The following is a 22,556-nucleotide window of genomic DNA, read 5'->3' as shown; positions in this document are numbered from 1 at the left end:
TCATCGGAACCGGTTTTTCCACTCGCGCATCAGCGTGAACGCCGCCAGACGATCCGGCACCGTTTCGTGAAGCTCGGCTTCGAGCGTCGCATGAATGGCCGCGCTGTCCGCACGCATGAACGGGTTGACGGCACGCTCGTGCGCGATCGTAGTGGGCAGCGTCGGCACGCCGCGCGCGCGCAATGCCTGCGCTTCGTCGCGCCATGCGGCGAGCGCCGCGTTACCGGGTTCGCACGCGAGCGCAAAACGGATATTGGACAGCGTATATTCGTGTGCGCAATGCACGCGCGTGTCGCCCGGCAGCGCCGCGAGCGCATCGAGCGACGCGAGCATCTGCGCGGGCGTGCCTTCGAACAGACGGCCGCAGCCGCACGAGAACAGCGTGTCGCCGCAGAATACGTGCGGCACCGCGGCGCCCTGCCCGGCCGCCTGGAAATAGGCGATGTGACCGCGCGTATGACCGGGTACGTCGAGCACGTCGAACGCGACGGCCGGCGCGTCGAGCGTCACGCGATCGCCGCCCGAAAGCGGCCGCGTGACCGCGCCGATCGCCTCGGCCGCGGGGCCGTAAACGGTGAGCGGCACATCGGCCGGTTGGCTATTGCGCAGCGCCTCGACACCGCCGACATGGTCGGCGTGATGGTGCGTGAGTAAAATAGCGGTCAACCGCCAGCCTCGTTCGGCAAGAACCCGGCGTACGGGCGCGGCTTCACCCGGATCGACGGCGATCGCATCGCGGCCGTCCGAGACGAGCCAGATATAGTTGTCTTCGAATGCCGGAACCGGCACGTATTCCAGCTCGTTCATGGGCGCGCAATCATCGTTATGTCTGACCGTCAAATTATAGACTGGCCCGCCTGGACCGACTCGCCTCCCGGCCGCTACGTGCTGGGCTGGGAGCAGGCGCAGCTCGACCGGATCGTGTCCGACGTCTTCGGGTTCCACGCGCTGCAACTCGGCTTGCCGCAGCTCGACGCACTGCGCGAGAACCGCATGCCGTATCGCGGCCTCGTGCTCGATCCGGCAAGCGGCGCGAGCGCGCCGTACCAGTATCCGTGGGCGCGCGAAGCGCACGCGCCGGCGCACGCGCCCGCCGATCGCAGCACGACCTGGTGCGACCTGCTCGACCTGCCGTTCGAGTCGCAGAGCGTCGACCTGATCGTGATGCCGCACACGCTCGAGTTCACGTCCGACCCGCACCGCCTGCTGCGCGAGGCCGAGCGCGTGCTGATGCCGGAAGGCCAGCTCGTGATCACCGGCTTCAATTCGCTCAGCCTGTGGGGCATGCGGCAATCGTTCGGGCGCATGGCGAACCACCCGTTCGTGCCGGCGACGCGCGACCAGATCGCGTTCATCCGGCTCAAGGACTGGATCAAGCTGCTCGGCTTCGACCTCGAACGCGGCCGCTTCGGCTGCTACCGGCCGCCGCTCGTCACCGACAAGTGGCTGGCCCGCTACGGCTTCATGGAAGCCGCGGGCGACCGCTGGTGGCCGATCTTCGGCGCCGTCTACATGGTGACGGCCGTCAAGCGCGTGCGCGGCATGCACCTCGTCGGCCAGATCAAGATGAAGAAGCCCGTGCTCGCACCAGGCCTGACGCCCGCGGCCTCCCCGACTACCCATCAAGAACATTCATGACAACCGATACCATCGACATCTATACCGACGGCGCCTGCAAGGGCAACCCCGGCCCCGGCGGCTGGGGCGCACTGATGCGCTACGGCGACCGCGAAAAGGAGCTGTTCGGCGGCGAGCCCAACACGACCAACAACCGTATGGAGCTGATGGGCGTGATCGCCGCGCTCGAGGCGCTGAAGCGGCCGTGCCAGGTGATCGTGCATACCGATTCGCAATACGTGCAGAAAGGCATCAGCGAGTGGATCCACGGCTGGAAGAAGAAGGGCTGGGTCACCGCGGCAAAAACGCCCGTGAAGAACGCCGACCTGTGGAAGCGGCTCGACGCGCTCGTCGCGCAGCACGAGATCGAGTGGCGCTGGGTCAAGGGTCACGCGGGCCATCCGGAAAACGAGCGCGCGGACGCGCTCGCGAATCGCGGCGTCGAATCGCTCACGGCCTGAACGCCGGCCACTCTCCTGTTTCCTTTGCTTTTCCCGACATGCGCCAGATCATTCTCGATACCGAAACCACCGGCCTGAACGCCCGCACGGGCGACCGCCTCATCGAAATCGGCTGCGTCGAGCTGCTGAACCGGCGGCTCACCGGCAACAACCTGCACTTCTACGTGAACCCCGAGCGCGACAGCGATCCGGGCGCACTGGCGGTGCACGGCCTCACGACCGAATTCCTCAGCGACAAGCCGAAGTTCGCGGAAGTCGCCAGCCAGATCCTCGACTTCGTGAAGGACGCCGAGCTGATCATCCACAACGCGCCGTTCGACCTTGGCTTCCTCGACGCCGAATTCGCGCGGCTCGACCTGCCGCCGTTCACCGAACATTGCGGCGGCGTGATCGACACGCTCGTGCAAGCCAAGCAGATGTTCCCCGGCAAGCGCAACTCGCTCGACGCGCTGTGCGACCGCTTCGGCATCAGCAACGCGCACCGTACGCTGCACGGCGCACTGCTCGACTCGGAGCTGCTCGCCGAGGTGTATCTCGCGATGACGCGCGGCCAGGACAGCCTCGTGATCGACATGCTCGACGACGCGGGCGCCGACGGCGGCGCGGCAAACGGCCAGCGCGTGTCGCTCGCCGCGCTCGACCTGGCCGTGGTGGCCGCGAGCGCCGACGAACTCGCCGCGCACCAGGCGCAGCTCGACGAACTCGACAAGTCGGTCAAGGGCGCGTGCGTGTGGCGCAAGTCCGCCGACGCGGACGCCGCCGAAACGGCCTGACGTATCCGGCGCACGGCACGCGCCGCGGCCGCGCTTATGCGCGCGGCTGCAGCGCGATGACCGCCATCCCGCCGAGCGCGAGCACCGCGCCGGCCACATCCCAGCGGGTCAGCACGGCGCCGTCGACCACCCGCAGCCAGATCAGCGCAACCGCGATATACACGCCGCCGTACGCGGCATAGGTGCGGCCCGCGGCACTCGGGTGCAGCGTCAGCAGCCACGCGAACAGCGCGAGCGACAGCGCGGCCGGCACCAGCAGCCAGACCGGCCGGCCGCCCTTCAGCACGAGCCACGGCAGGTAGCAGCCGACGATTTCGGCCAGCGCGGTAGCGGCGAACAGCGCCGCGACCCTCATCAGTTCGGTCATCCGGTTCCTCGTGAATTCGCCCCCGTCTCCGGGGGCTGCACGGCCCCGCCGCGCGCCGCCGATCATACCCGAGCAGGCCGCGCCGGACGCCCCGCCAGACGGGCGTTTCCCGGCAATTTGCACGATCATCCGTCATCGTGCTATCATGTCCCCCGTTTCAACATTCAATCTCTGTCTATTCGATTTCGACAGAAGTCCGTCCGCGCGTTGCGGGCCGGCGCTTCGACCGAAATTGCACCCACAGGAAAGCCCGCCCGACAGGCCCGCTTTTCTCGTTTCGTTGCCCCTTTCGGGGCGCTTGCCGGAACGCCGGACCTTCGTCCGCACCGGCATCTGCCGCCAGCATCACGCGGCCCATTCTTCATGAGCGCACTGTCGCGACGGCCCATCGGGCCTGCGTCGAAGCAGCCCCTTACGGCCCTGTACCGCCTCTTGTGCAGTAAGTGCTTAATGGCCTGCCCCGACGCGCCGCACGCGACACCGCGCTTGCCGGCAAACCGTGTCGGACGGCCCACCCGTTCCGGCGCAGTCAAAGGAGTGCATGACCTTGACCGCAACACACGTCAGCCCGACCGCTGCTTCTTCCTCCACTTCGTCCGGCGACGCTCCGCTCGCCGCTGACGACATAACCGTCGTCGACCAGAGCCTGCTCAAACGCGCCGTCAGCGCGATGGCCATCGGCAATGCGATGGAATGGTTCGACTTCGGCGTCTACAGCTATATCGCCGTCACGCTCGGCAAGGTGTTCTTCCCGTCCAGCAGCCCGTCCGCGCAGTTGCTCGCGACCTTCGGCACGTTCGCAGCCGCGTTCCTCGTGCGTCCGCTCGGCGGCATGGTGTTCGGCCCGCTCGGCGACCGCATCGGCCGCCAGCGCGTGCTCGCCGCGACGATGATCATGATGGCGGTCGGCACCTTCGCGATCGGCCTGATCCCGAGCTACGCATCGATCGGCATCATGGCGCCTGTGCTGCTGCTCGTCGCGCGTCTCGTGCAGGGCTTCTCGACCGGCGGCGAATACGGCGGCGCAGCCACCTTCATCGCCGAATTCTCGACCGACAAGCGCCGCGGTTTCATGGGCAGCTTCCTCGAGTTCGGCACGCTGATCGGCTATGTGATGGGTGCGGGCGTCGTCGCACTGCTGACCGCGTCGCTGTCGCAGGAGGCGCTGCTGTCGTGGGGCTGGCGCGTGCCGTTCCTGATCGCCGGCCCGCTCGGCCTGATCGGGCTCTACATCAGGATGAAGCTCGAGGAAACGCCCGCGTTCAAGCGCCAGGCCGAAGAGCGCGAAGCGCAGGACAAGGCGGTGCCGAAGGCGCGCTTCCGCGAAACGCTGATGCGCAACTGGCGTGCGCTGCTGCTGTGCGTCGGACTCGTGCTGATCTTCAACGTGACCGACTACATGGTGCTGTCATACCTGCCGAGCTTCATGTCGTCGACGCTGCACTTCGACGAATCGCACAGCCTCGTGCTCGTGCTGATCGTGATGGTGCTGATGATGCCGATGACGCTCTACGCCGGCCGCCTGTCCGACACGATCGGCCGCAAGCCGGTGATGCTCACCGGCTGTGTCGGGCTGCTCGTGCTGTCGATCCCGTCGATGATACTGATCCATGCGGGCACTACCGCGTCGGTGTTCGCCGGCCTGCTGATCCTCGGCGTGCTGTTGTCGTGCTTCACCGGCGTGATGCCGTCGGCACTGCCGGCGCTGTTCCCGACCGAGATCCGCTACGGCGCGCTCGCGATCGGCTTCAACGTGTCGGTGTCGCTGTTCGGCGGCACGACGCCGCTGGTGACCGCGTGGCTCGTCGAAGTGACGCACAACCTGATGATGCCCGCGTATTACATGATGGGCGCCGCCGTGATCGGCATCGTGTCGGTGCTCGCGCTGGCGGAAACCGCGCGCCAGCCGCTGAAGGGCTCGCCGCCGGCCGTCGCGACGCGCCGCGAAGCGCACCAGCTCGCGCGCCAGTTGCGCGAAGAGGACGACTCGGAGATCTACGGCGTCGTGTCGCCGGCACGCGCCTGAGCGTCGCCCATGAAAAAGCCCCGGCCGAAGCCGGGGCCCGATCGAATCCGATCCGCCCGACCGGCTTGCGCCGGCCGGGCTTTTTTTCATCCTTCAGCCGCGAGCACCCTCACGCTTGCGCTTCGCAGTGACGGCAGAACAACAGCGCACGCGAACGCGACACCGCCGCCTGCGCACCGCGTGCCGCGACGATCAGCCCAATCTGGCCGAGATTGAAGTCGCGCTCGACCATCAACTGCGTCAGCGCGGCAAGCGGCAACACGACGGACGGGTGGTACAGGCTCGATTCGATCAGGGTTTTCATCATCGGCTCCATCTGGCAATGCGTGATTCGATGGAGTGGATTCTAGGGACCGGCCGCTTCCGGATAAACAGTGCGAATGCGAAGTCACTTGTCAGCCGCCGAGAACAATCGGCGAAGGCTTGCCGGGCGGGGCCGAGCGGGTGGCTGGCAACGGCGCGGGGCAGCCTCGCGCCCCGCCGTCAGGCCCTAGACGAGCGGCGTTTCGATGAAAGCCGGCAGCGCTTCCGCCCGCGCCGAATGCGCGGCAAGCGCCGGATAACGGGCCGGATCGATCCGCGCGAGCACCGGGTAATCGGCCGCCATGAACTGCGTGAAGCGCCACGCGACCGCAACCGTCACGTCGGACTGCAGCAGGCGCGCGCCGCCGAACCAGCCGTTCGCGGCCGCGACGAGCGGCTCCAGCTCGCCGTATGCGCCCTCGAGCTGGCTCAGCACACGCTCGATCCACGGCGCGTGCTGCTTGTCGAATGGGCGCAGCGCCTGCTCGTAGACGATCTGCACGGTCTTCTCGGCCGCCGCCAGCGCGAAACCGACCGGCACGAGCGTGCGCAGCCGTGCGTCGGCGGCGTCGGGCAGCAGGCGCCGCTCCGTCGCGACCAGGTGATCGAGATAATCGACGATCAGCGACGAATCGAGCAGCGTTGCGCCCTCGTCGGTCACGAGCGTCGGCGCCTTGACGACCGGGTTGACCGTCCTGAATTGCTCGAAATGACGGAACACCGAGATCGACTCGTGTTCGAACGGCAGGTCGAGCAGCTTCGCCGAAATGGCGACACGGCGTACGAACGGGGAATCCAGCATGCCGATCAGCTTCATCGCAAACGCTCCGCTTGAGGGGAATGGGACCGACGACTGTAGCAGCGCCACGAGTCGCCGCCTAGCGTGTTCGTGCGTTCGTCCGCTTGTTACGCATCGCCCGGCAGCGCACCGCCCCCCCGCTACCCGGCCACAGTGACCATAATGCAGATTCACGCCCCTTCCGTCCCAAGGTTCGCCATGTGGTATGCCCTCGTCGAGCAGCAGCGGGAATGGATGCGCGCCTGGCGCGAGGCGACGCGGCACGCGTTCGACGCATGGCCCGCGGCGACGCTGCCGCACGCCGCATCGTCGTGCTATGACGACCTGTTCGAGCCGCTGCTCGGGCAGCCGGTCGGACCGCCGCGCTTCGACATCGCGCGACCCGCGACCGGCGAGCGGGTCGCCGCGCGCACGCCGTTCTGCGACCTGCGGCACTTCACGCGCGCCGATGCGCAGCGCACGGTGCTGCTGTGCGCACCGCTCGCCGGGCACGCAGCCGTGATGATGCGTGAAACCGTCGAGACGCTGCTTGCCGACGGCGACGTGTGCGTGACCGACTGGCGCAACGCGCGCGACGTGCCGCTCGCGTCGGGCCGCTTCGGGCTCGACGAGTATGTCGCGACGCTCGACGGCTTCGTCGACGGGCTCGCGCTCGACGATCGGCCGCTGCACGTCGTCGCCGTGTGCCAGGCGACCGTGCCGGCGCTCGGCGCACTCGCGCTGCGCGCCGCGCGCGGCCTCGCGCCGCCCGCGAGCGTCACGCTGATCGGCGGCCCGCTCGACGCGCGCCTGAATCCGAGCGCGCTCGGCACCGCCGCGGCCACCCGCTCGCTCGACTGGTGCCGCCGCCACCTGATCGACATCGTGCCGCCCGGCTTCGCGGGGCACGGCCGTCACGTGTTCCCGACCTATCTTCAGCAGGGCGAAATCGCGCTGATGTACCCGCAACGCTTCATGTCGCTGATCGAGGCGTACGCGCTGGCCGCGTCGCGCTTCGACATGGCCGCGCTCGCCGGAGCGCGGCGCGCGCTGCTCGAATACACGGCGCTGCTCGACATGCCGGCCGAATATTTCCTCGACACGGTCGACATCGTGTTCCAGCGCATGTGCCTCGCGAACGGCACGTGGAACGTGGGCGGACGGCGCGTCGAGCCGGCCGCGCTGCGCGGCGTCACGCTGCTGACCGTCGAAGGCCGATGCGATGCGGTCACGGGCGCCGGCCAGACGCACGCGGCACTCGACATGTGCAGCGGCCTCGCGGCCGACGAGCGCTATCGCATCGATATCGACGATTGCGATCACTACGGGCTGTTTACCGGCGCGCACTGGCACGGCAATGTCCATCCGATGCTGCAGCGCGTGTTCGCGCTGGCCGAGGCCGGCCGCCCTCGCTCGCGCTCGCGCCGGATCACGCGGACGTGATGCCGCGTTACATGCGGGCCGCGTCGAGCAGCGTACGCACCTCGTCGTCGCTCGTTTGCTCGAAGCGCGCGTAGAACTGGCTGATCCCGAAGAACGGTCGCGGCTGCGATACCGTGACGAACGCGTCGGCCAGGTCGTCGAATGCATGCAGCGCGCCCGCCGGCGCGACCGGCGCAGCCGCGACGATCCGCGCCGGGTGGCGCTCGCGCAGCGCCTGCAGCGCGACGCGCATCGACGCGCCGGTCGCGACACCGTCGTCGACGACGATCGCGATGCGACCCTCGACCGGCAGCGGCGGCGCGGCGCCGCGATACAGCGCATCGCGGCGATGCAGTTCGGCCGTCTCGCGCACGATCACGTCGGCGAGCTGCGCGTCGGTCACGCCCATCGAGCGGATCACCGAACGTTGCAGATGCATCGCGCCGCCGGTTGCAATCGCACCCATCGCTAGCTCGGGGTCGTTCGGCACACCGAGCTTGCGCACAACCAACACGTCGAGCGGCGCGCGCAGCGCGCACGCGACCGGATACGCGACGGGCACGCCGCCGCGCGGCAACGCGAGTACGACGATATCGCTACGCCCCGCGTAGTCGCTCAGCGCGCCGGCCAACTGGCGGCCCGCATCGGCGCGATCGGCAAAACACTCGGTCACGATCGGCTCCCTGCCGTTGCGCCGGATGCGCGAAACCCGCGCCGGCGCCTGTCAACGAGCATGGTTCATCGGCAGCGCCGATGCAAGCAGGGTCACACCGGCGCGCGCGGGCGCCGAAGGAAGGGGTCAGAGGCCGCCGGCCTGCCGGTACAGCCGCCAGAACGACTGCGCGTAGGATTGCGCGAGCTCGGGCGCGCGCTGGAACACGTTGACCGTCTCCGCATGCACGGCCGCGCCGTCGGACAGCGTCGTCAGCGCGACGCTGTCGTCGACGATCACGAAGCGCGGCGCAGGATCGCCGTGCCGAGAATCGATCGCCACGTCGATGCCCGCGGATTTCAGATACCCCGCGCCGCTGGCCTTGCCCGCGCGCGGCGTGCGCACGAGCACGACGCGCACCTCGACGCCCCGCCCACGGGCCGCGCGCAGCGCGCTCGCGACGGCGGGCGGCACATGCGTATAGCCGGCCAGCAGCACGCGGCGCTGCGCCTGTTCGATCAGGTCGACGGTCGCGTCGGCCGCCGCGTTGTCATACGAAAAGTACGCGCCGACCGATGCGGCGTCGGACGGAATCTGGCTGGCGTGGGCACTCGCCGCGCAGCAAAGCGCGGCGAGAAGGAAGGCGGCTGGTCTCATGGCGGGCGCCATTGTAGCGACGCCAATTCGCGTGGCAAGCGCCGGCTGCGACGCTGCTGCGCCGGCGCAACACACAGTGCGGAACGGATGCCCGGCGGGTGCGTTTCCGGCCGTTTTTCGGGCCGCCGGTCAGCCGGCCGCGACGCGCGCGAGCCAGCTCGTCACACCGTCAACGGATCGGAAATCCGCGACGCTGCGCGCCGGCAGCGCGGGATACGCGCCGCTTGCCATCTCGGCCAGCGCGCGTCCGGGGCCGAGTTCGAGGAACGCGGTCGCGCCAGCCTCCACGCAGGCGGCAAGACAGGCCGCCCACTCGACCGGCTCGGCGATCTGCCGGGCAAGTTTGTCGAGGCCCGCGTCGACGTCGAGCACCGACGCGCCGTCGATGCCCGAGAACAACCGCGAACCGGGCAGCGGCCGGCGCGCGGGCACCGCGGCAAGCGACGCGCGAAACGCCGGCACGGCCGCTGCGAGCCGGCGCGTGTGCGACGCGATCCGCACGCACACGGGCGCGACGCGCAGCGCGCCGGCGCGCGCCGCGTCGTCGGCCACCGCATCGACATCGGTCTGCCGCCCCGCGACCACGAACGCGTCGCCGGGGTTCGCGATCGCGATCGCCGCGTCGCGGCCGTCGCACAACTGCGCAAGCTGCGCGCGCGTCAGGCCGCGCACGAACGCCATCCGCTCGTCGCCGCCGCTCGCCGCATCCATCGCGCGTGCGCGTGCGTCGGCCAGGTCGAGCGCGTCATGCGGATCGATCATCCCCGCGACGCTCCACGACGCGACCTCGCCGACGCTGTAGCCCGCGACGCAGCGCCGGCGCGGCCACACCGCGTCGAGCAGCGCGGCCGCCGCGAGCGCCTGGACCGTGCAGAGGATTTGCGCGGCGCGGTTCTCGCCCAGCGCGTCCAGTCCGGCTTGCCGGACCCACGCGCGCGGATCGTCGCCGAGGAGCCGGCCGGCGTGCGCGAACAATGCATCGGCCTGCGGCGCAGTCCCTGTCAGGTCGAACATGTCGGCGCGCTGCGCGCCTTGTCCCGAACAAAGGATCGCGAGCGTCATCGCGCGTCCCCGTCGGCTTCGAGCGCATCGACGAATACGCTCATTGCGAGCAGGTCAGCCGCGCCGCCCGGGCTCAGCCGGCGCGCAACGAACGCACGATGCGCGGCAGCCGCGCGCAGCCGCCAGTCGCGAGCGCGCACGCCGCCGCGTGCGACGAACGCACGTGCGGTCGCCCGCGCGAAATCGAGGCCGGCCTGCCCGCCCCGGTGCAGCAGGTTCGTATCGTCGAGCGCGGCGATCAGCGCGAAGCACGCTGCGACGCGCGCGGCTTCCGGGTCGTCGGGCAGGTCGCGCTTCGCACGGCGCAGCGCGGGCAGCCCGATCGCGTACACGGTCGTGAAACCGTCGGCCGCCTCGCGACGCGCGCCACCGACGCCGTAGCGTCGGTTCGCGCGCTCGCCGTGGCTGTCCGGCAAGCGCGGGCCGCCGAGAATATCGGTGCCCCAGCGGCGGGAAACGAACGCGCCGAGCGTCATTCCGCCCGGCACTGCCCCCGGTATCTCACGCCGGCCTGCGGCCGCGCACAGCAGCCCGAGCCCGAAGATCGCGCCGCGATGGGTATTGACGCCGCCGGTCGCGGCGAGCATCGCGTGCTCGGCACGCAGGCCGATCTTGCGCAGCACGGCCATGTCCGCGTCGCGTGCGCCCGCGTCGGCGAGTTCCGCGAAATACGGCCGCAGCACGGCGGCGCTGCGCGCGAACATCGCGGCATCCATGTCCGAATGACTGCCGGTGTCGACGTGGCTGACGAGCCCCGGTTTCGGATAGGTGTCGATCTCGAGCACGAGGCTGCGCTCGGCCAGCTCGGCGATGCGCTCGGCAGCGGACGGCGCCGGTACGCGGCAGGCAGCCCATGCGCTCATCGCGCGTCTCCGGTGAATGCGCCGGCAGGCATCAATTCGACGGCGATCGCGGTCTTGACCGCGACTTCGGGCAGCCGCGCGTGCAGTTCGCGCCAGTTCACGCCCGCGCCGTCGTCGCGCAGCAGTTCGCCGTCGATGCGCATCGACGCGCGCGCGTCGATCGCCGCGAGGCCGTCGAGCAGCGGTGCGAGCGACGCGGCATTCGGCAGCGGAAACACGATGTCGAGATCGGACGACGCGCCCACGTATCGCTCGCCCGTCAGCGCCTGCCACGCGAGGCTGCCGAACGCGCGGCCCTGAACGCCGCAGCGCGTGCCGAGCGCATCGAGCTCGCGCAACGGTGCGTGCCACGCATCGGGCGCGGCGGCAAGCACGTCGGCCAGCGCGGGCAGCGGGCCGACCGTCGCGAGCGCATCGGCGGCAACGTTCAGCGCGATGCGCCGCTTGCCGGCGGCAGGCGGCAGCGGCAGGCCGAGCGGCACGCGACCGGCATCGGCCTCGTCGGGCGACGCGCGGCGCACGATCAGCGGCCAGCCGCGTTCGGCCCACGCGTGCACGAGCGGATCGGCCGCGAGCGCGGGATCGCGCGCGAATGCCGCGCCCCACCCCGCCGCCGTCAGCGTGACGAGCGTGTGGCGGCGCAGCGGCATCTCAGCGTGCGGCACGCGCGAGTTCCTCGACGCGCCGCGCGACGTCGGTCGCGACCGGCCGGCCGCGCGCCGCGCGCCGGTCGATGCGATCGACCGGCTTGCCGAGCCATTCGCCGACCTGCGCATCGAGCGCGCGGGCCGGGTCGAGCACGGCGTCGACGGCGCCCATCTTCACGAGGTTGTCGAGCCCGGGCGCGAACACGGGCGTCGAGCGCGCCATCTCCTTCAGCACGTCGATCGGCAGCTTGGTCACGCGCGACATCGACGGCAGGTCCATCACCTCCGGCTCGGCGCCCGGCACCGCAAGCAGCGTGCGCGTCGCGAGCGCGGTCGCGATAAATGCGCCCGCGGCCGTGTGCCCGTACAGCACGCCGATCGTCCGGTGCCCGGCGAGATCCGCGTGCATCAGGCACTTCGCGAGATGCGACAGCCCTTCGTTCAGGCCGAGCAGTTCGTCGCGCTTGCTCATCCGCTGGCTGTCGCTGTCGACGAGCACGAGGATCGGCGTATCGCCTCCGCGCGCGATCGTGTCGAGCACGCGCGACGCGAGCGTCAGCGCCTCGTCGATCCCGAACGGCAACCGGTCGGCGACGCCGATCACGTCGACGCGCGTGCCGGCCAGTTCCGCGTGGCCCGTCAGCAGGCCGCCGGTGCGCGCGATCGAATGGCCTGTTGGAAACAGCGAATTCAGGACTTCATCGAGCGTCATGCTGGGGCTCCTGTAACTGGTCGGCGAGTTTCGCGAACGCATCGTCCGGCATTCCCGGAATCGCTTCCGGCGTGCTCGCACCGAGCGTGCGCCACACATCGAGCGCATCCCTGCATGCACCGAACCGTTCAACGCGTGCTTCGAGGCGCGCCTGTTCGGCACGCAGCATCGCCGCATCGAACTTCGGCGCGTGGCCGATCAGGTCGAGCGCCGCCGCGCGGAACGCGTCCGGCGTATCGGCGACATAGCGGTCCGCACCGCCGATCAGCCGCCGGTGCTTGCCACCCATCGTGCGCCAGATCAGCGCGCGGTCCTTCGCGTCGAATTCCTCGACGCCGCGATTCGTTTCGATCACTTCGGGGCCCGACACGCTGATGCGCCCCTGCTCCGACACCGCCAGCGCCGAACAGCATGCGGCGAGCAGCCCGCCGCCGCCGTAGCAGCCCGCGCGCCCGCCGATCAGCCCGATCACCGGCACGCCGGCCGCGCGCGCGTCGACGAGCGCACGCATGATCTCGGCGATCGCAAGCTCGCCCGCGTTCGCTTCCTGCAACCGCACGCCGCCCGTATCGAACAGGATCAGCACCGGCTTGCCGACTTCGCGCGCGGCACGCAGCAATCCGGTGAGCTTCGCGCCGTGCACTTCGCCGAACGCGCCGCCCATGAAGCGGCCTTCCTGCGCGGCGACGAACACCGGCTGGCCGTCGAGCCGGCCGTGGCCGACCACCATCCCGTCGTCGAACTGCTGCGGCAGGTCGAACAGCGGCAGGTGCGGGCTCGTCACGCGTTCGGCCGGCCCGAGGAATTCGCTGAAACTGCCCGCGTCGAGCAGCCCGTCGATGCGCTGCCGCGCCGACGCTTCGTACCAGCTCGCGCCGGTCGCGACGAACGCGGGCGCGTCGTGGATCACGTCGGTCATCATGCATCCCCCTCGATCGCGCGCACGGCCTGCGCGAGCCGCAGCGACACCATGTCGGGCCGCGCGCCGCCGTCGTTGATCGACAGCTTCAGGCCGCCCGGCGTGCGCCGCTCGACGAAGTCCGACACGACGGCCTGCCACACCGCGCCGAAGCCGACCGCCGCGGTGCGGATGTCGATCTCGCATTCGTTGCCCGGCAGCACGCGCTCGACGAGCACTTCGAGATTGCCGGACGCGACCACGCCGACGAGCGCCGCGGCCAGTTCGCCCTTCGCGCGCTCGCGCGCGGTGAAGCGATAGTTCAACTGTTCCATGCCCTCTTCCTCACCAGTTGCGGAACCGGGCCGGCGGTGCATAGAGCCCGCCCGACCAGTGCACGAGATCCTTGATCGAGCGCGCGGCGAGCCAGCGGCGGTCGGCGTCAAGCGGATCGATGCCGAGATCCTCCGGGCGGCGGATCACGCCGCGCTCGCGCAGCCGCTCGACCATCTTCCGGTCGCGGCCGCGGCCGACGTCCGTATAGCCGGCGACGCCGCGGATCGCGTGCTCGCGCTCGTCCTTGTCGCGGCACATCAGCAGGTTCGCGATCCCTTCCTCGGTGACGATGTGCGTGACGTCGTCGCCGTAGACCATGATCGGCGCGAGGTCGAGCTGCAGTTTGTCGGCCAGCTTCAGCGCATCGAGCTTCTCGACGAACATCGGCACGTTCTTGTCGCCGAAGGTCTCGCCGATCTGCACGACGAGCTTGCGGCCGCGCCTGAGCGCCGCCGGCGTGTCGGGGTCGGCTTCCGCACCGGCCTTCAGCCACGGCTCGCTCGGATGGCGCCGCCCGCGTGCATCGCTGCCCATGTTCGGCGCGCCGCCGAAGCCGGCGATCCGCTCGGCCGTGACCGTCGACGAATGGCCGGACAAATCGATCTGCAGCGTCGAGCCGATGAACATGTCGCACGCATAGAGGCCGGCCGTCTGGCAGAACGCGCGGTTCGAGCGCAGCGACCCGTCGGGGCCCGTGAACCATACGTCGGAACGCGCGCGGATGTAGTCGTCCATCCCGACCTCGGAGCCGAAGCAGTGGATCTGCTCGACCCAGCCCGACTCGATCGCGGGAATCAGCGTCGGGTGCGGATTGAGCGCCCAGTGCGTGCAGACCTTGCCCTTCAGCCCGAGCTTCGCGCCGTAGGTCGGCAGCAGCAGCTCGATCGCGGCGGTGTTGAAGCCGATCCCGTGGTTCAGGCGCTTGATGCCGTACGGTTCGTAGATGCCCTTGAGCGCGAGCATCGCGGTGAGGATCTGCGTTTCGGTGATCGCGGCCGGATCGCGCGTGAACAGCGGCTCGACGTAGAACGGCCGGCCGGCCTCGACGACGAAATGCACGCGGTCGCCGGGAATGTCGACGCGCGGCACCTTGTCGACGATGCGGTCGACCTGCGCGATCACGATGCCGTCCTTGAACGCGGTGGCCTCGACGACGGTCGGCGTGTCCTCGGTGTTCGGGCCCGTGTACAGGTTGCCGTCGCGGTCGGCGCTGACCGCGGCGATCAGCGCGACGTGCGGCGTGAGGTCGATGAAGTAGCGCGCGAACAGTTCGAGATAGGTGTGCACCGCGCCGAGCGCGATCTTGCCGCCAAACAGCAGCTTCGCGATCCGCTGCGACTGCGGGCCCGAATATGCGAAATCGAGACGCTTCGCGATGCCGCGCTCGAACACGTCGAGATGCTCGGGCAGCACGACGCCCGACTGCACCATGTGCAGGTCGTGCACCTTCGCGCTGTCGACGTCGGCGAGCGCCGTCGCGAGCAGGTCGGCCTGCTTCTGGTTGTCGCCTTCGAGGCAGACGCGGTCACCCGGCCGCAGCACCGCTTCGAGCAACGCGACGGTGTCGCGCGCATCGACCCGCTTGCCCTGCGCGTAAGCCGCGCCGGCCGCGAGGCGTGCATCGCGCGCCTGCCGCGCGTGATTCCATCCCGTCATGAACAGTTCTCCCGCTTCGATGGTTCAGCGGCATTCTAAGCCTGGCGCCGCCGCCGATTGATGATGTTGCCGAATGCGACTCAGAGGACGCCGCGATGGATGCGGCCCGCGTACGGGCCGCGTCGCATCGAGCTAGCCGCCGACCAGCGCGCGCGTCGTGAAGAACAGCACCGACGGGCCCAGCAGGCAGCCGACGCCCGTATGGAACGTCGCGACCAGCGCGCCGTACGGAACGAGCCGGCGATCGGTCGCGGCGAGCCCCGCGCTTACGCCGCTGACGGTGCCCGCAAGGCCGCCGAAGATCATCGCGGAACGCGGCGTCTTCAGGCCCATGAAGTTGGCCGCGACCGGCGTGCCGACCATCACGATGATCGCCTTCACGAGCCCCGTCGCGATGCTGAGCGCGATCACGTCGGAGCTCGCACCGATCGCCGCGCCCGTGACGGGCCCGACGATGTAGGTGACGGCGCCCGCGCCGATGGTCGTCATGCTGACTGCGTCGGTGTAGCCGAACGCGCGCGCGATGCACGCGCCGACGATGAACGGCAGCACGGTGCCGAGCAGCAATGACACGACACCGACGAGCCCGGCCTTGCGCGCCTCGGTCGGCTGCACTTCGAACGCGGTCGCGACGATCGCGAAATCGCGCAGCATCGCGCCGCCCATCAGGCCGACGCCCGCGAACAGCCGCACGTCGGCAATTCCCTTCTCGCCGCCGGTGAACGCGCCGCCGACATACGCGAGCACGAGACCGATCACGATCGCGATCGCGGAGCCGTGCACGCGGCCGAACGTGAGCTTGCGCGACGCGATCGACGACAGCCACATGATCAGGCCGACCAGCGCGAACGACGCGACGAGCCCGTTGTGGGCGACGACTTTTTCGAGCATCTGCAGCATGGCAGCCTCCGTTATTGTTCTTCGAATTGCGGCACGCCCGCGAAGGCCGTGTCGTCGCGCCCCGTGCGCACGAGTACCGCAATGCAGCATGCGCAGATCGCGACCGCACCGACGGCGGCCAGCAGCGCGACCGGCCCGCCCTTCAGCGCGGCGACGACGTTCTGGTTCGCGGCCATTGCGACGACGACCGGGATGTACATCGCGCCCCAGAAGCCGACGCCTGCCTCGGTCTCCTTCGGCAGCCAGCCGCGCCGGTGCAGCCACAGGCGCAGGCAGATCAGCAGCAGCATCGCGATGCCGACCCCGCCGACGTTGGTCTTCACGCCAATCGCGCTGCCCAGCAGGTCGCCGAGGAACAGTCCGGCCAGGTGGCAGAACGCCAGCAGCGCGGTTCCGTAGATGATCATGTGTCGTCTCCAGTCTCTTCGTGACGGGCGCCTGACGCGTGCAGAAAGCGGGCCCGCACGTCGATCCCGTGCGCGGACTGTCTCCTGCGGCGGTGCGCCGCGGCCCGGCGGCTCGTCGTGCGGGCGCGTTCTCGGGCGGTCGATGGGATGATGCGGTTTCGGGCCGGACGCCGGATGCCGTAGACTGACCGATGCAGCCGCCGGCACGACGCGGGCCACGCGTCCGGTTCGTCCCGTTACACGGGCCGCACCGGGGCGTGATCCGATACTAGCGCCGCAATATCCGGCCATTTATGAAGTTGTCGAAACCGATTCAGTGGATTTAGCAATGCGTCCGTTACCGCCCGAGCTGCTGCGCAGCTTCGTCGCCGTTGCCCAGTCCGGTAGTTTCACCGCCGCGTCCGAGCGCGTGAACCTGTCGCAGTCGACCGTCAGCCAGCACATCCGCCGCCTCGAGGAGCTGCTCGACCGGCCGCTCTTCGAGCGCGACACGCGCAACGTGCACCTGTCGCAGCACGGCGACGCGCTGTTCCGCTACGCGGTGCGCATCCTCGAACTGATGGACGAAGCCGTCACGTCGGTGTGCGGGCCGCCGCTGTCGGGCAAGGTGCGGCTCGCAATGTCGGAGGATTTCGCGTCGACGCACCTGACGTCCGCGCTCGCGAGCTTCGTGCAGCGCAACCCGGAAGTCGAACTGGCGATCTCGACCGGGCTGTCGGGCGACCTGTTCGACGCGCTCGACGAAGGCCGGCACGATCTGGTGTTCGCGAAGCGCATCGCGGGCAGCCGGCGCGGCCGCGTGATCCGCAGCGAGCCGCTGTACTGGTGCACCGGCCCCGATTCGCGGATCACCGGCCACGAGGCCGTGCTGCCGCTCGCACTGCATCCGGAGCCGAGCGTGTCGCGCCGCCGCGTGCTCGAAACGCTCGACGCGATCGGCCGGCCTTACCGGATCGCGGTGGTGAGCAGCAGCATCGCGGTCCTGCGCGCGGCCGCGAGCGCGGGGCTCGGCGTCAGCGCGTTCGCCGGCTACGTGATTCCGGCCGGGCTGGCGCGGCTCGACGCCGGGCTGCCCGAGCTCGGCGAACTCGAATACGTGATCGACCGGCCGGCCGCCGCGTCGCGCTCGACGCTCGCGCTCGAAGCCACGCTGGTCACGGCAGCGGCGGAGTTGTAACCGCACCGCGCGCGACGCACGAAGCGCAACCCCGCCCGCAACTGACAGCTTTGCCCGGAACGCGTCATCGTCCGCGCAGCACCCGCTCGCGACAATGGGCCCCATCGGAACGCACGGCAAGCCGCCGCGCGCATCCGGTGTCCCGTCCCCTTGATCGGAGCGCACCATGAACGTCTTGCGATTCGCCGTTGCGGCCACCGCAGCCGCCCTGCTGTCCCCCGCCTTTGCCCAGACCGATGCCGCGGCGCCCGAACCGGGCCTGACACGCGCGGAAGTCATCGCCCAGCTCAAGCAGGCCTATCTCGACGGCGAACTGCCGACGAACGACGGCAACTATCCGCCGAGCGCCGCGACGCGCGCGCGCAACCGCGAACTCGTGCAGGCCGCGAGCCCCGCGTGGCTTGCCCAGACGCCGCAGGCACCGCAAACGGCTGCGCAGCAGTAGCCGGGCGCGGCCCGACCGACACACTGCGCTACGACGCGGTCAGGGCAGAAAGCTGCGGCGCCGCGCGTCGATCAGCTCGACGAGCAGCCGGTCGCGCTCGGCCGCCAGTTCCTGCATCGAATGCTCGCCCTGGATCGCGCGCAATTCGTCGGTCAGCTTGCGGTCGACGTCCGGATCGAACGAAGGCGTGCCGAGGTCGTCCCACCAGCTCGTGATCGGCCCCGACAGGTGTTCGAGGAAGTGCGCGATCCCGCCCGCGCCGCCGCCGAGGTGATAGGTCAGGCACTGCCCCATCAGCCCCCAGCGCAAGCCCGGGCCCCATGCGACGGCCTTGTCCGCATCGGCCACGCTCACGACGCCTTCGCCGACGAGGTGATACACCTCGCGGAACAGCGCGGCCGCGAGCCGGTTCGCGACGTGGCCGGTCATCTCCTTGTTGAGAACGATCGTCTGCTTGCCGAGTGCATCGTAGAAATCCTTCACGCGCGCGATCACGTCCTGGTCGGTCGCGTCGCCGCCGACCAGCTCGACGAGCGGAATCAGGTGCGGCGGGTTGAACGGATGCGCGATCAGGCAGCGTTCCGGATGCTTCGCGCACGCGGTCTGGATGTCCGACATCTTCAGGCCCGACGAACTCGACGCGATCGGCACGTGTGCGGGCAGCACGTCGTCCATCTGCCGATACAGCGCGCGCTTCAGGTCGAGCCGCTCCGGGCCGTTCTCCTGCACGAAATCGACGCCGTCGAGCGCGCGCACGAGATCGGCGTCGAACGACAGCCGCGCGGAAAGTTCGGCGGCCCGGTCGCCGAGAAACGCGGCCAGCGCGTCGCGCAGCCGCGCATCGGCTTGCGGCGCCGGATCGGTCGCGACGACGTCGAAGCCATGCGTCAGATAGAAAGCTGCCCAGCTCGCGCCGATCACGCCAGCGCCGACGATCGCGATGCGTCGAATGTCCATGGTTGTCCCGTCTCGTTGGTCTGCCGATATCGCGGCGATTGTCGCATCGAATCGCACGGGCACGCGTTGACGCAGGTTGCAGGTTCCCTCTTGAAATACGTCGCGGCGGCCACTAATTACGCGTTGCCGGGCAGTGCTTCATGCAACGCACTGCCCCCGTTTCGACCCAGAGGAGCCACCCGTCGCGCCCGCCGCAGGCGTCGCGCCGTCGCGTCTCCCGCGTTCCCTGTTCCGGAGGACCATCATGAGCGGTATTCATTTCGGCAACGACCTGTTCGACGAATTCGCCCGCGTGCAGCGGCAGGTCGCGAACCTGTTCGGCGAACTCCCGTCCGGCATCCGCGCGGTGCGGCCAAGCGCGTTCCCTGCGCTCAACGTCGGCGCCACCGACGATGCGATCGAGATCGTTGCGTTCGCACCCGGCATGGCCGCAGCCGACTTCGACGTGTCGATCGACAAGGACCTGCTGACGATCAGCGGCGAGCGCAAGCCGGCTCCGCGCGGCGAAGGCGACGACGTGCGCACGTATGCGCAGGAGCGCTTTCACGGCACGTTCCGCCGCGTCGTCGAGTTGCCGCAGAATGCGGACGCCGACAACGTCAGCGCGCGTTACGAAAACGGCTGCCTGCTGATTCGCGTCGGCCGGCGCGAAGCATCGAAGCCGCGTGCGATCACCGTTCAGTAATCTTCAGGATACCGACATGAATACGAACCCGACCTTGGCCGAACGCCACACCGCCACTGCTCACCCGGCCGCCGCCGACGCCGCGCGCCGGCCCGCGATCACGCCGGCCGTCGACATCGTCGAGAACCATCTCGGCGTCACGCTGCGGGCCGACCTGCCCGGCGTGCCGCGCGAAAACCTCGACGTGAAGGTGCACGACAACACGCTGACGATCGAAGCCGATACGCAGATCGACACGCCGGCCGACCTGCGCGTGCGGCACGCCGAAGTCCGCGCGCCGCGTTATGCACGTACCTTCGTGCTGAGCCCCGATCTCGACACGTCGAGGATCGACGCGAACCTGCGCGACGGCGTGCTGACGCTGACAATTCCGCGCCGCAAGGAAACGCGCCCGCGCCGTATCGACGTGACGGCCGGCAACGCGTAAGCGTTGGCGCGCCACAGCGCGACATGTTTCGACACGCATGAAAAAGCCCCGCCGGGCGCGATGCCGGGCGGGGCTTTTATGCATCGGGCGACGCGCGAGCCTGCGCGCCGGATCCGGATTCAATCGAAATCGAACAGGTCGAACATCGATTTGCGGCGGCGCTGGCCGTCGTGCCGGTGACGGTCGTCGTGCGAGCGAGTGTCGCGCCCCCAGTTGTCGCGATCGCGCGGCGCGTGGGTGTGGGTGTCTCGCGAAGCAGCCGGCTCGTCGCGGCGCGCCGGCGCATCGCCGCCCTCGCGTGCGATCAGCTTGTCGAGTTCGCCGCGATCGAGCCACACGCCGCGGCACGTCGGGCAGTAGTCGATCTCGATCGACTGGCGCTCGGCCATCAGCAGGTCGGGCGTCTTGCAGACAGGGCATTTCATCGCGTTTCTCCTTTCCGTGCGAATTTCGTACGAATTCCGTATCAGGACGCGCGAGCCGGCGGCCTCGGCGGCCGCCGTCACGCGCGCTGGCTCAGTGGCCTTCCACCCGTGCCGTGCGCTTCGCCTTCGCGCGCCGCGCCAGCATGTTCATGCCCTCGACGAAAGCCGAGAACGCCATCGCCGCGTAGATGTAACCCTTCGGCACGTGCGACCCGAAGCCTTCGGCGATCAGCGTCATGCCGATCACGACCAGGAACGACAGCGCGAGCATCACGATGGTCGGGTTGCGGTCGATGAAGCGTGCGAGCGGCTGCGCAGCAAACAGCATCACGGCCACGGCGACGATCACCGCGACGAACATGATCGGGATGTGCTCGGTCATGCCGATCGCGGTCACGATGCTGTCGATCGAGAACACGATGTCGAGCATCACGATCTGGCCGATCGCGGCCCACACCGTCAGGCCGGCCGCGCCGCCGGAACCGCCCGAGCCGTCACCGTCATGCGACACGTGGTGATGAATCTCGGTGGTCGCCTTCCACACGAGGAACAGGCCACCCGACAGCAGGATCATGTCGCGCCACGAGAACGCGTGGTCGAAGAGCGTGAACACGGGTTCGGTGAGGCTCGCGATCCACGCGACGCTGCCGAGCAGCGCGAGGCGCATCACCAGCGCGAGCGCGATGCCGAGGCGCTGCGTGCGGGCACGCTGCGCTTCGGGCAGCTTGTTGCTGAGGATCGAGATGAAGATCAGGTTGTCGATGCCGAGCACGACTTCCATCACGACGAGCGTCAGGAGCGCAGCCCAGACGGCGGGATCGACGGCAAGCGTCAGCAGGTAGTCCATGAAATGGGCCGATGCGAAAGTGGAAAGCCCGATGATATGCCGCCCCGGACTTCGAAAAAATCAGCGAGAATCTGATTTTAGGTTCGGTTTTTTCGAAGTTTCGATCCGATGCTCAATTTCCGACATCTGTACTATTTCTGGGTCGTCGTGAAGGAAGGCGGCTTCGCGCGCGCAGCCGGGCGGCTCGACATGGCCGTGCAGACGATCAGCGCGCAGGTGCGCGAGCTCGAGAAATCGCTCGGGCACCAGTTGTTGCGCCCGGCCGGGCGCGGCGTCGCGATGACCGACGCCGGCCAGGCCGCGTATGCGCGCGCGGAGGTGATCTTCGAGATGGGGCGGCTGATTCCCGACGAAGTGCGCGCGGCGGCCAGCCAGCCGACCGTGCGGCTCGCGGTCGGCCTCGCGGACGGCATCTCCAAGCTCGCCGCGCATGCGATCCTCGCGCCCGTGCTCGATACGCCCACGCTGCGGCTGCTGTGCCACGAGGGCGAGCACGATGCGCTGCTCGCGGAACTCGCGCTGCATCATCTCGATCTCGTGCTGGCCGGCCAGGGCGCGCCGTCGGGGTCGAACCTGCGCGTGACGAGCGAGCGGCTGGTCGCGTCGCCGGTCGACTGGTATGGCCCCGCGGCGCTCGTCACGCCGGACGCGCGGCAGCGCTTCCCGCAATGCCTGGCCGACCTGCCCGTGCTGCTGCCGACCGCGCATTCGGCGCTGCGCGCGCGCCTCGACCTGTGGCTGGAACGCGAACGGATCGTGCCGCGCGTGGCCGGGGAATTCGAGGACAGCGCGCTGATGGCCGTGTTCGCGGCGCGCGGCCTCGGCGTGTTTCCGCTGAGCGAGCTCGGCGCGAACGACGCGTCGCTGCTGCGCGGTCTAAGGCGGCTCGGGCGCGCAGGCGACGTGACCGAGGAGATCCACGCGATCCGCTCGCGGCGCGGCGAACATCATCCGCTGACGTCGCAATTGCTGGCTTCCGCGCGGCCGTCGCCGGCCGGCTAGCGCCCTGTCGCGATTATTCTCGCCGGTAGCGGCTCGCCGAAGCTGTCATGGGCG

General features: G+C 69.4%; 28 protein-coding genes. 10 read left to right on the top strand and 18 right to left on the bottom strand.

All coding sequences use genetic code 11. The features are described from left to right. The gene (gene gloB, locus R9B84_RS06595) at positions 1-807 is read right to left on the bottom strand and encodes a hydroxyacylglutathione hydrolase (RefSeq protein ID WP_423759669.1); all 807 of its coding nucleotides are present in this window, start codon (positions 805-807) and stop codon (positions 1-3) included. 18 nt (positions 808-825) lie between these two features. Between gloB and R9B84_RS06590 the strand changes: the two genes are divergently transcribed. The 3 genes from R9B84_RS06590 to dnaQ are packed head-to-tail and all read left to right on the top strand — an operon-like array spanning position 826 to position 2,851. Further along, complete coding sequence (locus R9B84_RS06590) at positions 826-1,638, top strand: class I SAM-dependent methyltransferase (RefSeq protein WP_423759668.1); 813 nt, start codon at positions 826-828, stop codon at positions 1,636-1,638. Continuing rightward, positions 1,635-2,078 carry a ribonuclease HI gene (rnhA, locus tag R9B84_RS06585; RefSeq protein WP_174380040.1) on the top strand — a complete coding sequence of 148 codons (444 nt, stop codon included), beginning with the start codon at positions 1,635-1,637 and terminating at the stop codon, positions 2,076-2,078. The genes R9B84_RS06590 and rnhA overlap by 4 nt, the downstream gene beginning before the upstream one ends. A 38-nt stretch (positions 2,079-2,116) precedes the next feature. Next, the gene (gene dnaQ / locus R9B84_RS06580; RefSeq protein WP_423759667.1) at positions 2,117-2,851 is read left to right on the top strand and encodes a DNA polymerase III subunit epsilon; all 735 of its coding nucleotides are present in this window, start codon (positions 2,117-2,119) and stop codon (positions 2,849-2,851) included. Positions 2,852-2,885: 34 nt separating this feature from the next. On the opposite strand, the gene R9B84_RS06575 is transcribed toward dnaQ, so the two are convergent. Further along, positions 2,886-3,218, bottom strand: a complete 333-nt coding sequence (locus tag R9B84_RS06575) for a YnfA family protein (protein WP_423759666.1) — start codon at positions 3,216-3,218, stop codon at positions 2,886-2,888. Between the two features lie 541 nt (positions 3,219-3,759). On the opposite strand from R9B84_RS06575, the gene proP reads away from it, so the two are divergent. Next, on the top strand, positions 3,760-5,244 hold the full coding sequence (gene proP / locus R9B84_RS06570; RefSeq protein WP_423759665.1) for a glycine betaine/L-proline transporter ProP: 1,485 nt from the start codon (positions 3,760-3,762) through the stop codon (positions 5,242-5,244). Positions 5,245-5,353: 109 nt separating this feature from the next. On the opposite strand, the gene R9B84_RS06565 is transcribed toward proP, so the two are convergent. Beyond that, positions 5,354-5,560, bottom strand: coding sequence for a hypothetical protein (locus tag R9B84_RS06565; protein WP_096472952.1), 207 nt, complete (start codon positions 5,558-5,560; stop codon positions 5,354-5,356). A 174-nt stretch (positions 5,561-5,734) separates the two neighbouring features. Continuing rightward, on the bottom strand, positions 5,735-6,364 hold the full coding sequence (locus R9B84_RS06560) for a glutathione S-transferase family protein (RefSeq protein WP_423759664.1): 630 nt from the start codon (positions 6,362-6,364) through the stop codon (positions 5,735-5,737). Positions 6,365-6,544: 180 nt separating this feature from the next. On the opposite strand from R9B84_RS06560, the gene R9B84_RS06555 reads away from it, so the two are divergent. After that, a complete protein-coding gene (locus R9B84_RS06555) occupies positions 6,545-7,768 on the top strand; it encodes a polyhydroxyalkanoate depolymerase (protein ID WP_423759663.1) in 1,224 nt (407 codons plus the stop codon). Positions 7,769-7,775: 7 nt separating this feature from the next. Here the strand turns inward: R9B84_RS06555 and R9B84_RS06550 are convergent, their stop codons facing one another. The 11 genes from R9B84_RS06550 to madL all read right to left on the bottom strand — a co-directional run bounded on the left by R9B84_RS06550 (position 7,776) and on the right by madL (position 16,537). Further along, positions 7,776-8,420: a phosphoribosyltransferase gene (locus R9B84_RS06550; protein WP_423759662.1), complete on the bottom strand. Its 645-nt coding sequence runs from the start codon at positions 8,418-8,420 to the stop codon at positions 7,776-7,778. Positions 8,421-8,546: 126 nt separating this feature from the next. Beyond that, positions 8,547-9,068, bottom strand: coding sequence for a phospholipase D-like domain-containing protein (locus R9B84_RS06545; RefSeq protein WP_423759661.1), 522 nt, complete (start codon positions 9,066-9,068; stop codon positions 8,547-8,549). A gap of 117 nt (positions 9,069-9,185) precedes the next feature. Further along, on the bottom strand, positions 9,186-10,118 hold the full coding sequence (locus R9B84_RS06540; protein WP_423759660.1) for an acyltransferase domain-containing protein: 933 nt from the start codon (positions 10,116-10,118) through the stop codon (positions 9,186-9,188). Next, positions 10,115-10,981 (bottom strand): triphosphoribosyl-dephospho-CoA synthase MdcB, encoded by an 867-nt coding sequence (gene mdcB / locus R9B84_RS06535; RefSeq protein WP_423759659.1) that lies wholly within the window; start codon positions 10,979-10,981, stop codon positions 10,115-10,117. The genes R9B84_RS06540 and mdcB overlap by 4 nt, the downstream gene beginning before the upstream one ends. Then, complete coding sequence (gene mdcG / locus R9B84_RS06530) at positions 10,978-11,646, bottom strand: malonate decarboxylase holo-[acyl-carrier-protein] synthase (protein ID WP_423759658.1); 669 nt, start codon at positions 11,644-11,646, stop codon at positions 10,978-10,980. Before mdcG ends, mdcB begins: the two co-directional genes overlap by 4 nt. Continuing rightward, on the bottom strand, positions 11,633-12,340 hold the full coding sequence (gene mdcE, locus R9B84_RS06525) for a biotin-independent malonate decarboxylase subunit gamma (protein WP_423759657.1): 708 nt from the start codon (positions 12,338-12,340) through the stop codon (positions 11,633-11,635). The genes mdcG and mdcE overlap by 14 nt, the downstream gene beginning before the upstream one ends. Continuing rightward, complete coding sequence (locus R9B84_RS06520) at positions 12,327-13,262, bottom strand: biotin-independent malonate decarboxylase subunit beta (protein WP_423759656.1); 936 nt, start codon at positions 13,260-13,262, stop codon at positions 12,327-12,329. Before R9B84_RS06520 ends, mdcE begins: the two co-directional genes overlap by 14 nt. After that, positions 13,259-13,573, bottom strand: coding sequence for a malonate decarboxylase acyl carrier protein (gene mdcC / locus R9B84_RS06515; protein WP_034183256.1), 315 nt, complete (start codon positions 13,571-13,573; stop codon positions 13,259-13,261). Before mdcC ends, R9B84_RS06520 begins: the two co-directional genes overlap by 4 nt. A gap of 10 nt (positions 13,574-13,583) precedes the next feature. Further along, entirely contained in the window at positions 13,584-15,230 is a 1,647-nt protein-coding gene (gene mdcA / locus R9B84_RS06510; RefSeq protein WP_423759655.1) for a malonate decarboxylase subunit alpha, read from the bottom strand. 132 nt (positions 15,231-15,362) lie between these two features. Further along, on the bottom strand, positions 15,363-16,130 hold the full coding sequence (gene madM / locus R9B84_RS06505; RefSeq protein WP_423759654.1) for a malonate transporter subunit MadM: 768 nt from the start codon (positions 16,128-16,130) through the stop codon (positions 15,363-15,365). Positions 16,131-16,141: 11 nt separating this feature from the next. Continuing rightward, a complete protein-coding gene (madL, locus tag R9B84_RS06500; protein WP_034186756.1) occupies positions 16,142-16,537 on the bottom strand; it encodes a malonate transporter subunit MadL in 396 nt (131 codons plus the stop codon). A 328-nt stretch (positions 16,538-16,865) separates the two neighbouring features. Here madL and R9B84_RS06495 point away from each other — a divergent pair, with 328 nt between their 5' ends. Together R9B84_RS06495 and R9B84_RS06490 are read left to right on the top strand one after the other, a co-directional pair. Beyond that, positions 16,866-17,714 (top strand): LysR substrate-binding domain-containing protein, encoded by an 849-nt coding sequence (locus R9B84_RS06495; protein ID WP_423759653.1) that lies wholly within the window; start codon positions 16,866-16,868, stop codon positions 17,712-17,714. 166 nt (positions 17,715-17,880) lie between these two features. After that, positions 17,881-18,159 (top strand): DUF4148 domain-containing protein, encoded by a 279-nt coding sequence (locus tag R9B84_RS06490; RefSeq protein WP_423759652.1) that lies wholly within the window; start codon positions 17,881-17,883, stop codon positions 18,157-18,159. A gap of 39 nt (positions 18,160-18,198) precedes the next feature. On the opposite strand, the gene R9B84_RS06485 is transcribed toward R9B84_RS06490, so the two are convergent. After that, positions 18,199-19,116 carry a 3-hydroxyacyl-CoA dehydrogenase NAD-binding domain-containing protein gene (locus R9B84_RS06485; RefSeq protein WP_423759651.1) on the bottom strand — a complete coding sequence of 306 codons (918 nt, stop codon included), beginning with the start codon at positions 19,114-19,116 and terminating at the stop codon, positions 18,199-18,201. 244 nt (positions 19,117-19,360) lie between these two features. Between R9B84_RS06485 and R9B84_RS06480 the strand changes: the two genes are divergently transcribed. Together R9B84_RS06480 and R9B84_RS06475 are read left to right on the top strand one after the other, a co-directional pair. Next, positions 19,361-19,801 (top strand): Hsp20/alpha crystallin family protein, encoded by a 441-nt coding sequence (locus R9B84_RS06480; RefSeq protein ID WP_423759650.1) that lies wholly within the window; start codon positions 19,361-19,363, stop codon positions 19,799-19,801. A gap of 16 nt (positions 19,802-19,817) precedes the next feature. Next, positions 19,818-20,228 (top strand): Hsp20/alpha crystallin family protein, encoded by a 411-nt coding sequence (locus tag R9B84_RS06475; RefSeq protein ID WP_423759649.1) that lies wholly within the window; start codon positions 19,818-19,820, stop codon positions 20,226-20,228. 119 nt (positions 20,229-20,347) lie between these two features. On the opposite strand, the gene R9B84_RS06470 is transcribed toward R9B84_RS06475, so the two are convergent. Both R9B84_RS06470 and R9B84_RS06465 read right to left on the bottom strand, forming a co-directional pair. Continuing rightward, the gene (locus tag R9B84_RS06470; RefSeq protein ID WP_423759648.1) at positions 20,348-20,653 is read right to left on the bottom strand and encodes a zf-TFIIB domain-containing protein; all 306 of its coding nucleotides are present in this window, start codon (positions 20,651-20,653) and stop codon (positions 20,348-20,350) included. Between the two features lie 91 nt (positions 20,654-20,744). Next, a complete protein-coding gene (locus R9B84_RS06465; protein ID WP_423759647.1) occupies positions 20,745-21,500 on the bottom strand; it encodes a TerC family protein in 756 nt (251 codons plus the stop codon). Positions 21,501-21,608: 108 nt separating this feature from the next. On the opposite strand from R9B84_RS06465, the gene R9B84_RS06460 reads away from it, so the two are divergent. Next, entirely contained in the window at positions 21,609-22,502 is an 894-nt protein-coding gene (locus R9B84_RS06460; protein ID WP_423759646.1) for a LysR family transcriptional regulator, read from the top strand. The last annotated feature ends 54 nt before the right edge of the window (positions 22,503-22,556 follow it).

Origin of the sequence: Burkholderia sp. NLJ2, assembly GCF_049487195.1 — a bacterium.
GTDB classification, from domain to species: domain Bacteria; phylum Pseudomonadota; class Gammaproteobacteria; order Burkholderiales; family Burkholderiaceae; genus Burkholderia; species Burkholderia pyrrocinia.
The sequence above is the reverse complement of the archived record's forward strand: the minus strand, read 5'-3'. Positions and strand labels throughout refer to the sequence as shown.

What these genes read in the sequence shown, in the direction of transcription:
- gloB (WP_423759669.1), bottom strand. Translation starts at nt 807, where the DNA reads ATGAACGAGCTGGAATACGTGCCGGTTCCGGCATTCGAAGACAACTAT.
- R9B84_RS06590 (WP_423759668.1), top strand. Translation starts at nt 826, where the DNA reads ATGTCTGACCGTCAAATTATAGACTGGCCCGCCTGGACCGACTCGCCT.
- rnhA (WP_174380040.1), top strand. Translation starts at nt 1,635, where the DNA reads ATGACAACCGATACCATCGACATCTATACCGACGGCGCCTGCAAGGGC.
- dnaQ (WP_423759667.1), top strand. Translation starts at nt 2,117, where the DNA reads ATGCGCCAGATCATTCTCGATACCGAAACCACCGGCCTGAACGCCCGC.
- R9B84_RS06575 (WP_423759666.1), bottom strand. Translation starts at nt 3,218, where the DNA reads ATGACCGAACTGATGAGGGTCGCGGCGCTGTTCGCCGCTACCGCGCTG.
- proP (WP_423759665.1), top strand. Translation starts at nt 3,760, where the DNA reads ATGACCTTGACCGCAACACACGTCAGCCCGACCGCTGCTTCTTCCTCC.
- R9B84_RS06565 (WP_096472952.1), bottom strand. Translation starts at nt 5,560, where the DNA reads ATGGAGCCGATGATGAAAACCCTGATCGAATCGAGCCTGTACCACCCG.
- R9B84_RS06560 (WP_423759664.1), bottom strand. Translation starts at nt 6,364, where the DNA reads ATGAAGCTGATCGGCATGCTGGATTCCCCGTTCGTACGCCGTGTCGCC.
- R9B84_RS06555 (WP_423759663.1), top strand. Translation starts at nt 6,545, where the DNA reads ATGTGGTATGCCCTCGTCGAGCAGCAGCGGGAATGGATGCGCGCCTGG.
- R9B84_RS06545 (WP_423759661.1), bottom strand. Translation starts at nt 9,068, where the DNA reads ATGGCGCCCGCCATGAGACCAGCCGCCTTCCTTCTCGCCGCGCTTTGC.
- R9B84_RS06540 (WP_423759660.1), bottom strand. Translation starts at nt 10,118, where the DNA reads ATGACGCTCGCGATCCTTTGTTCGGGACAAGGCGCGCAGCGCGCCGAC.
- mdcB (WP_423759659.1), bottom strand. Translation starts at nt 10,981, where the DNA reads ATGAGCGCATGGGCTGCCTGCCGCGTACCGGCGCCGTCCGCTGCCGAG.
- mdcE (WP_423759657.1), bottom strand. Translation starts at nt 12,340, where the DNA reads ATGACGCTCGATGAAGTCCTGAATTCGCTGTTTCCAACAGGCCATTCG.
- R9B84_RS06520 (WP_423759656.1), bottom strand. Translation starts at nt 13,262, where the DNA reads ATGATGACCGACGTGATCCACGACGCGCCCGCGTTCGTCGCGACCGGC.
- mdcC (WP_034183256.1), bottom strand. Translation starts at nt 13,573, where the DNA reads ATGGAACAGTTGAACTATCGCTTCACCGCGCGCGAGCGCGCGAAGGGC.
- mdcA (WP_423759655.1), bottom strand. Translation starts at nt 15,230, where the DNA reads ATGACGGGATGGAATCACGCGCGGCAGGCGCGCGATGCACGCCTCGCG.
- madM (WP_423759654.1), bottom strand. Translation starts at nt 16,130, where the DNA reads ATGCTGCAGATGCTCGAAAAAGTCGTCGCCCACAACGGGCTCGTCGCG.
- madL (WP_034186756.1), bottom strand. Translation starts at nt 16,537, where the DNA reads ATGATCATCTACGGAACCGCGCTGCTGGCGTTCTGCCACCTGGCCGGA.
- R9B84_RS06495 (WP_423759653.1), top strand. Translation starts at nt 16,866, where the DNA reads ATGCGTCCGTTACCGCCCGAGCTGCTGCGCAGCTTCGTCGCCGTTGCC.
- R9B84_RS06490 (WP_423759652.1), top strand. Translation starts at nt 17,881, where the DNA reads ATGAACGTCTTGCGATTCGCCGTTGCGGCCACCGCAGCCGCCCTGCTG.
- R9B84_RS06485 (WP_423759651.1), bottom strand. Translation starts at nt 19,116, where the DNA reads ATGGACATTCGACGCATCGCGATCGTCGGCGCTGGCGTGATCGGCGCG.
- R9B84_RS06480 (WP_423759650.1), top strand. Translation starts at nt 19,361, where the DNA reads ATGAGCGGTATTCATTTCGGCAACGACCTGTTCGACGAATTCGCCCGC.
- R9B84_RS06475 (WP_423759649.1), top strand. Translation starts at nt 19,818, where the DNA reads ATGAATACGAACCCGACCTTGGCCGAACGCCACACCGCCACTGCTCAC.
- R9B84_RS06470 (WP_423759648.1), bottom strand. Translation starts at nt 20,653, where the DNA reads ATGAAATGCCCTGTCTGCAAGACGCCCGACCTGCTGATGGCCGAGCGC.
- R9B84_RS06465 (WP_423759647.1), bottom strand. Translation starts at nt 21,500, where the DNA reads ATGGACTACCTGCTGACGCTTGCCGTCGATCCCGCCGTCTGGGCTGCG.
- R9B84_RS06460 (WP_423759646.1), top strand. Translation starts at nt 21,609, where the DNA reads ATGCTCAATTTCCGACATCTGTACTATTTCTGGGTCGTCGTGAAGGAA.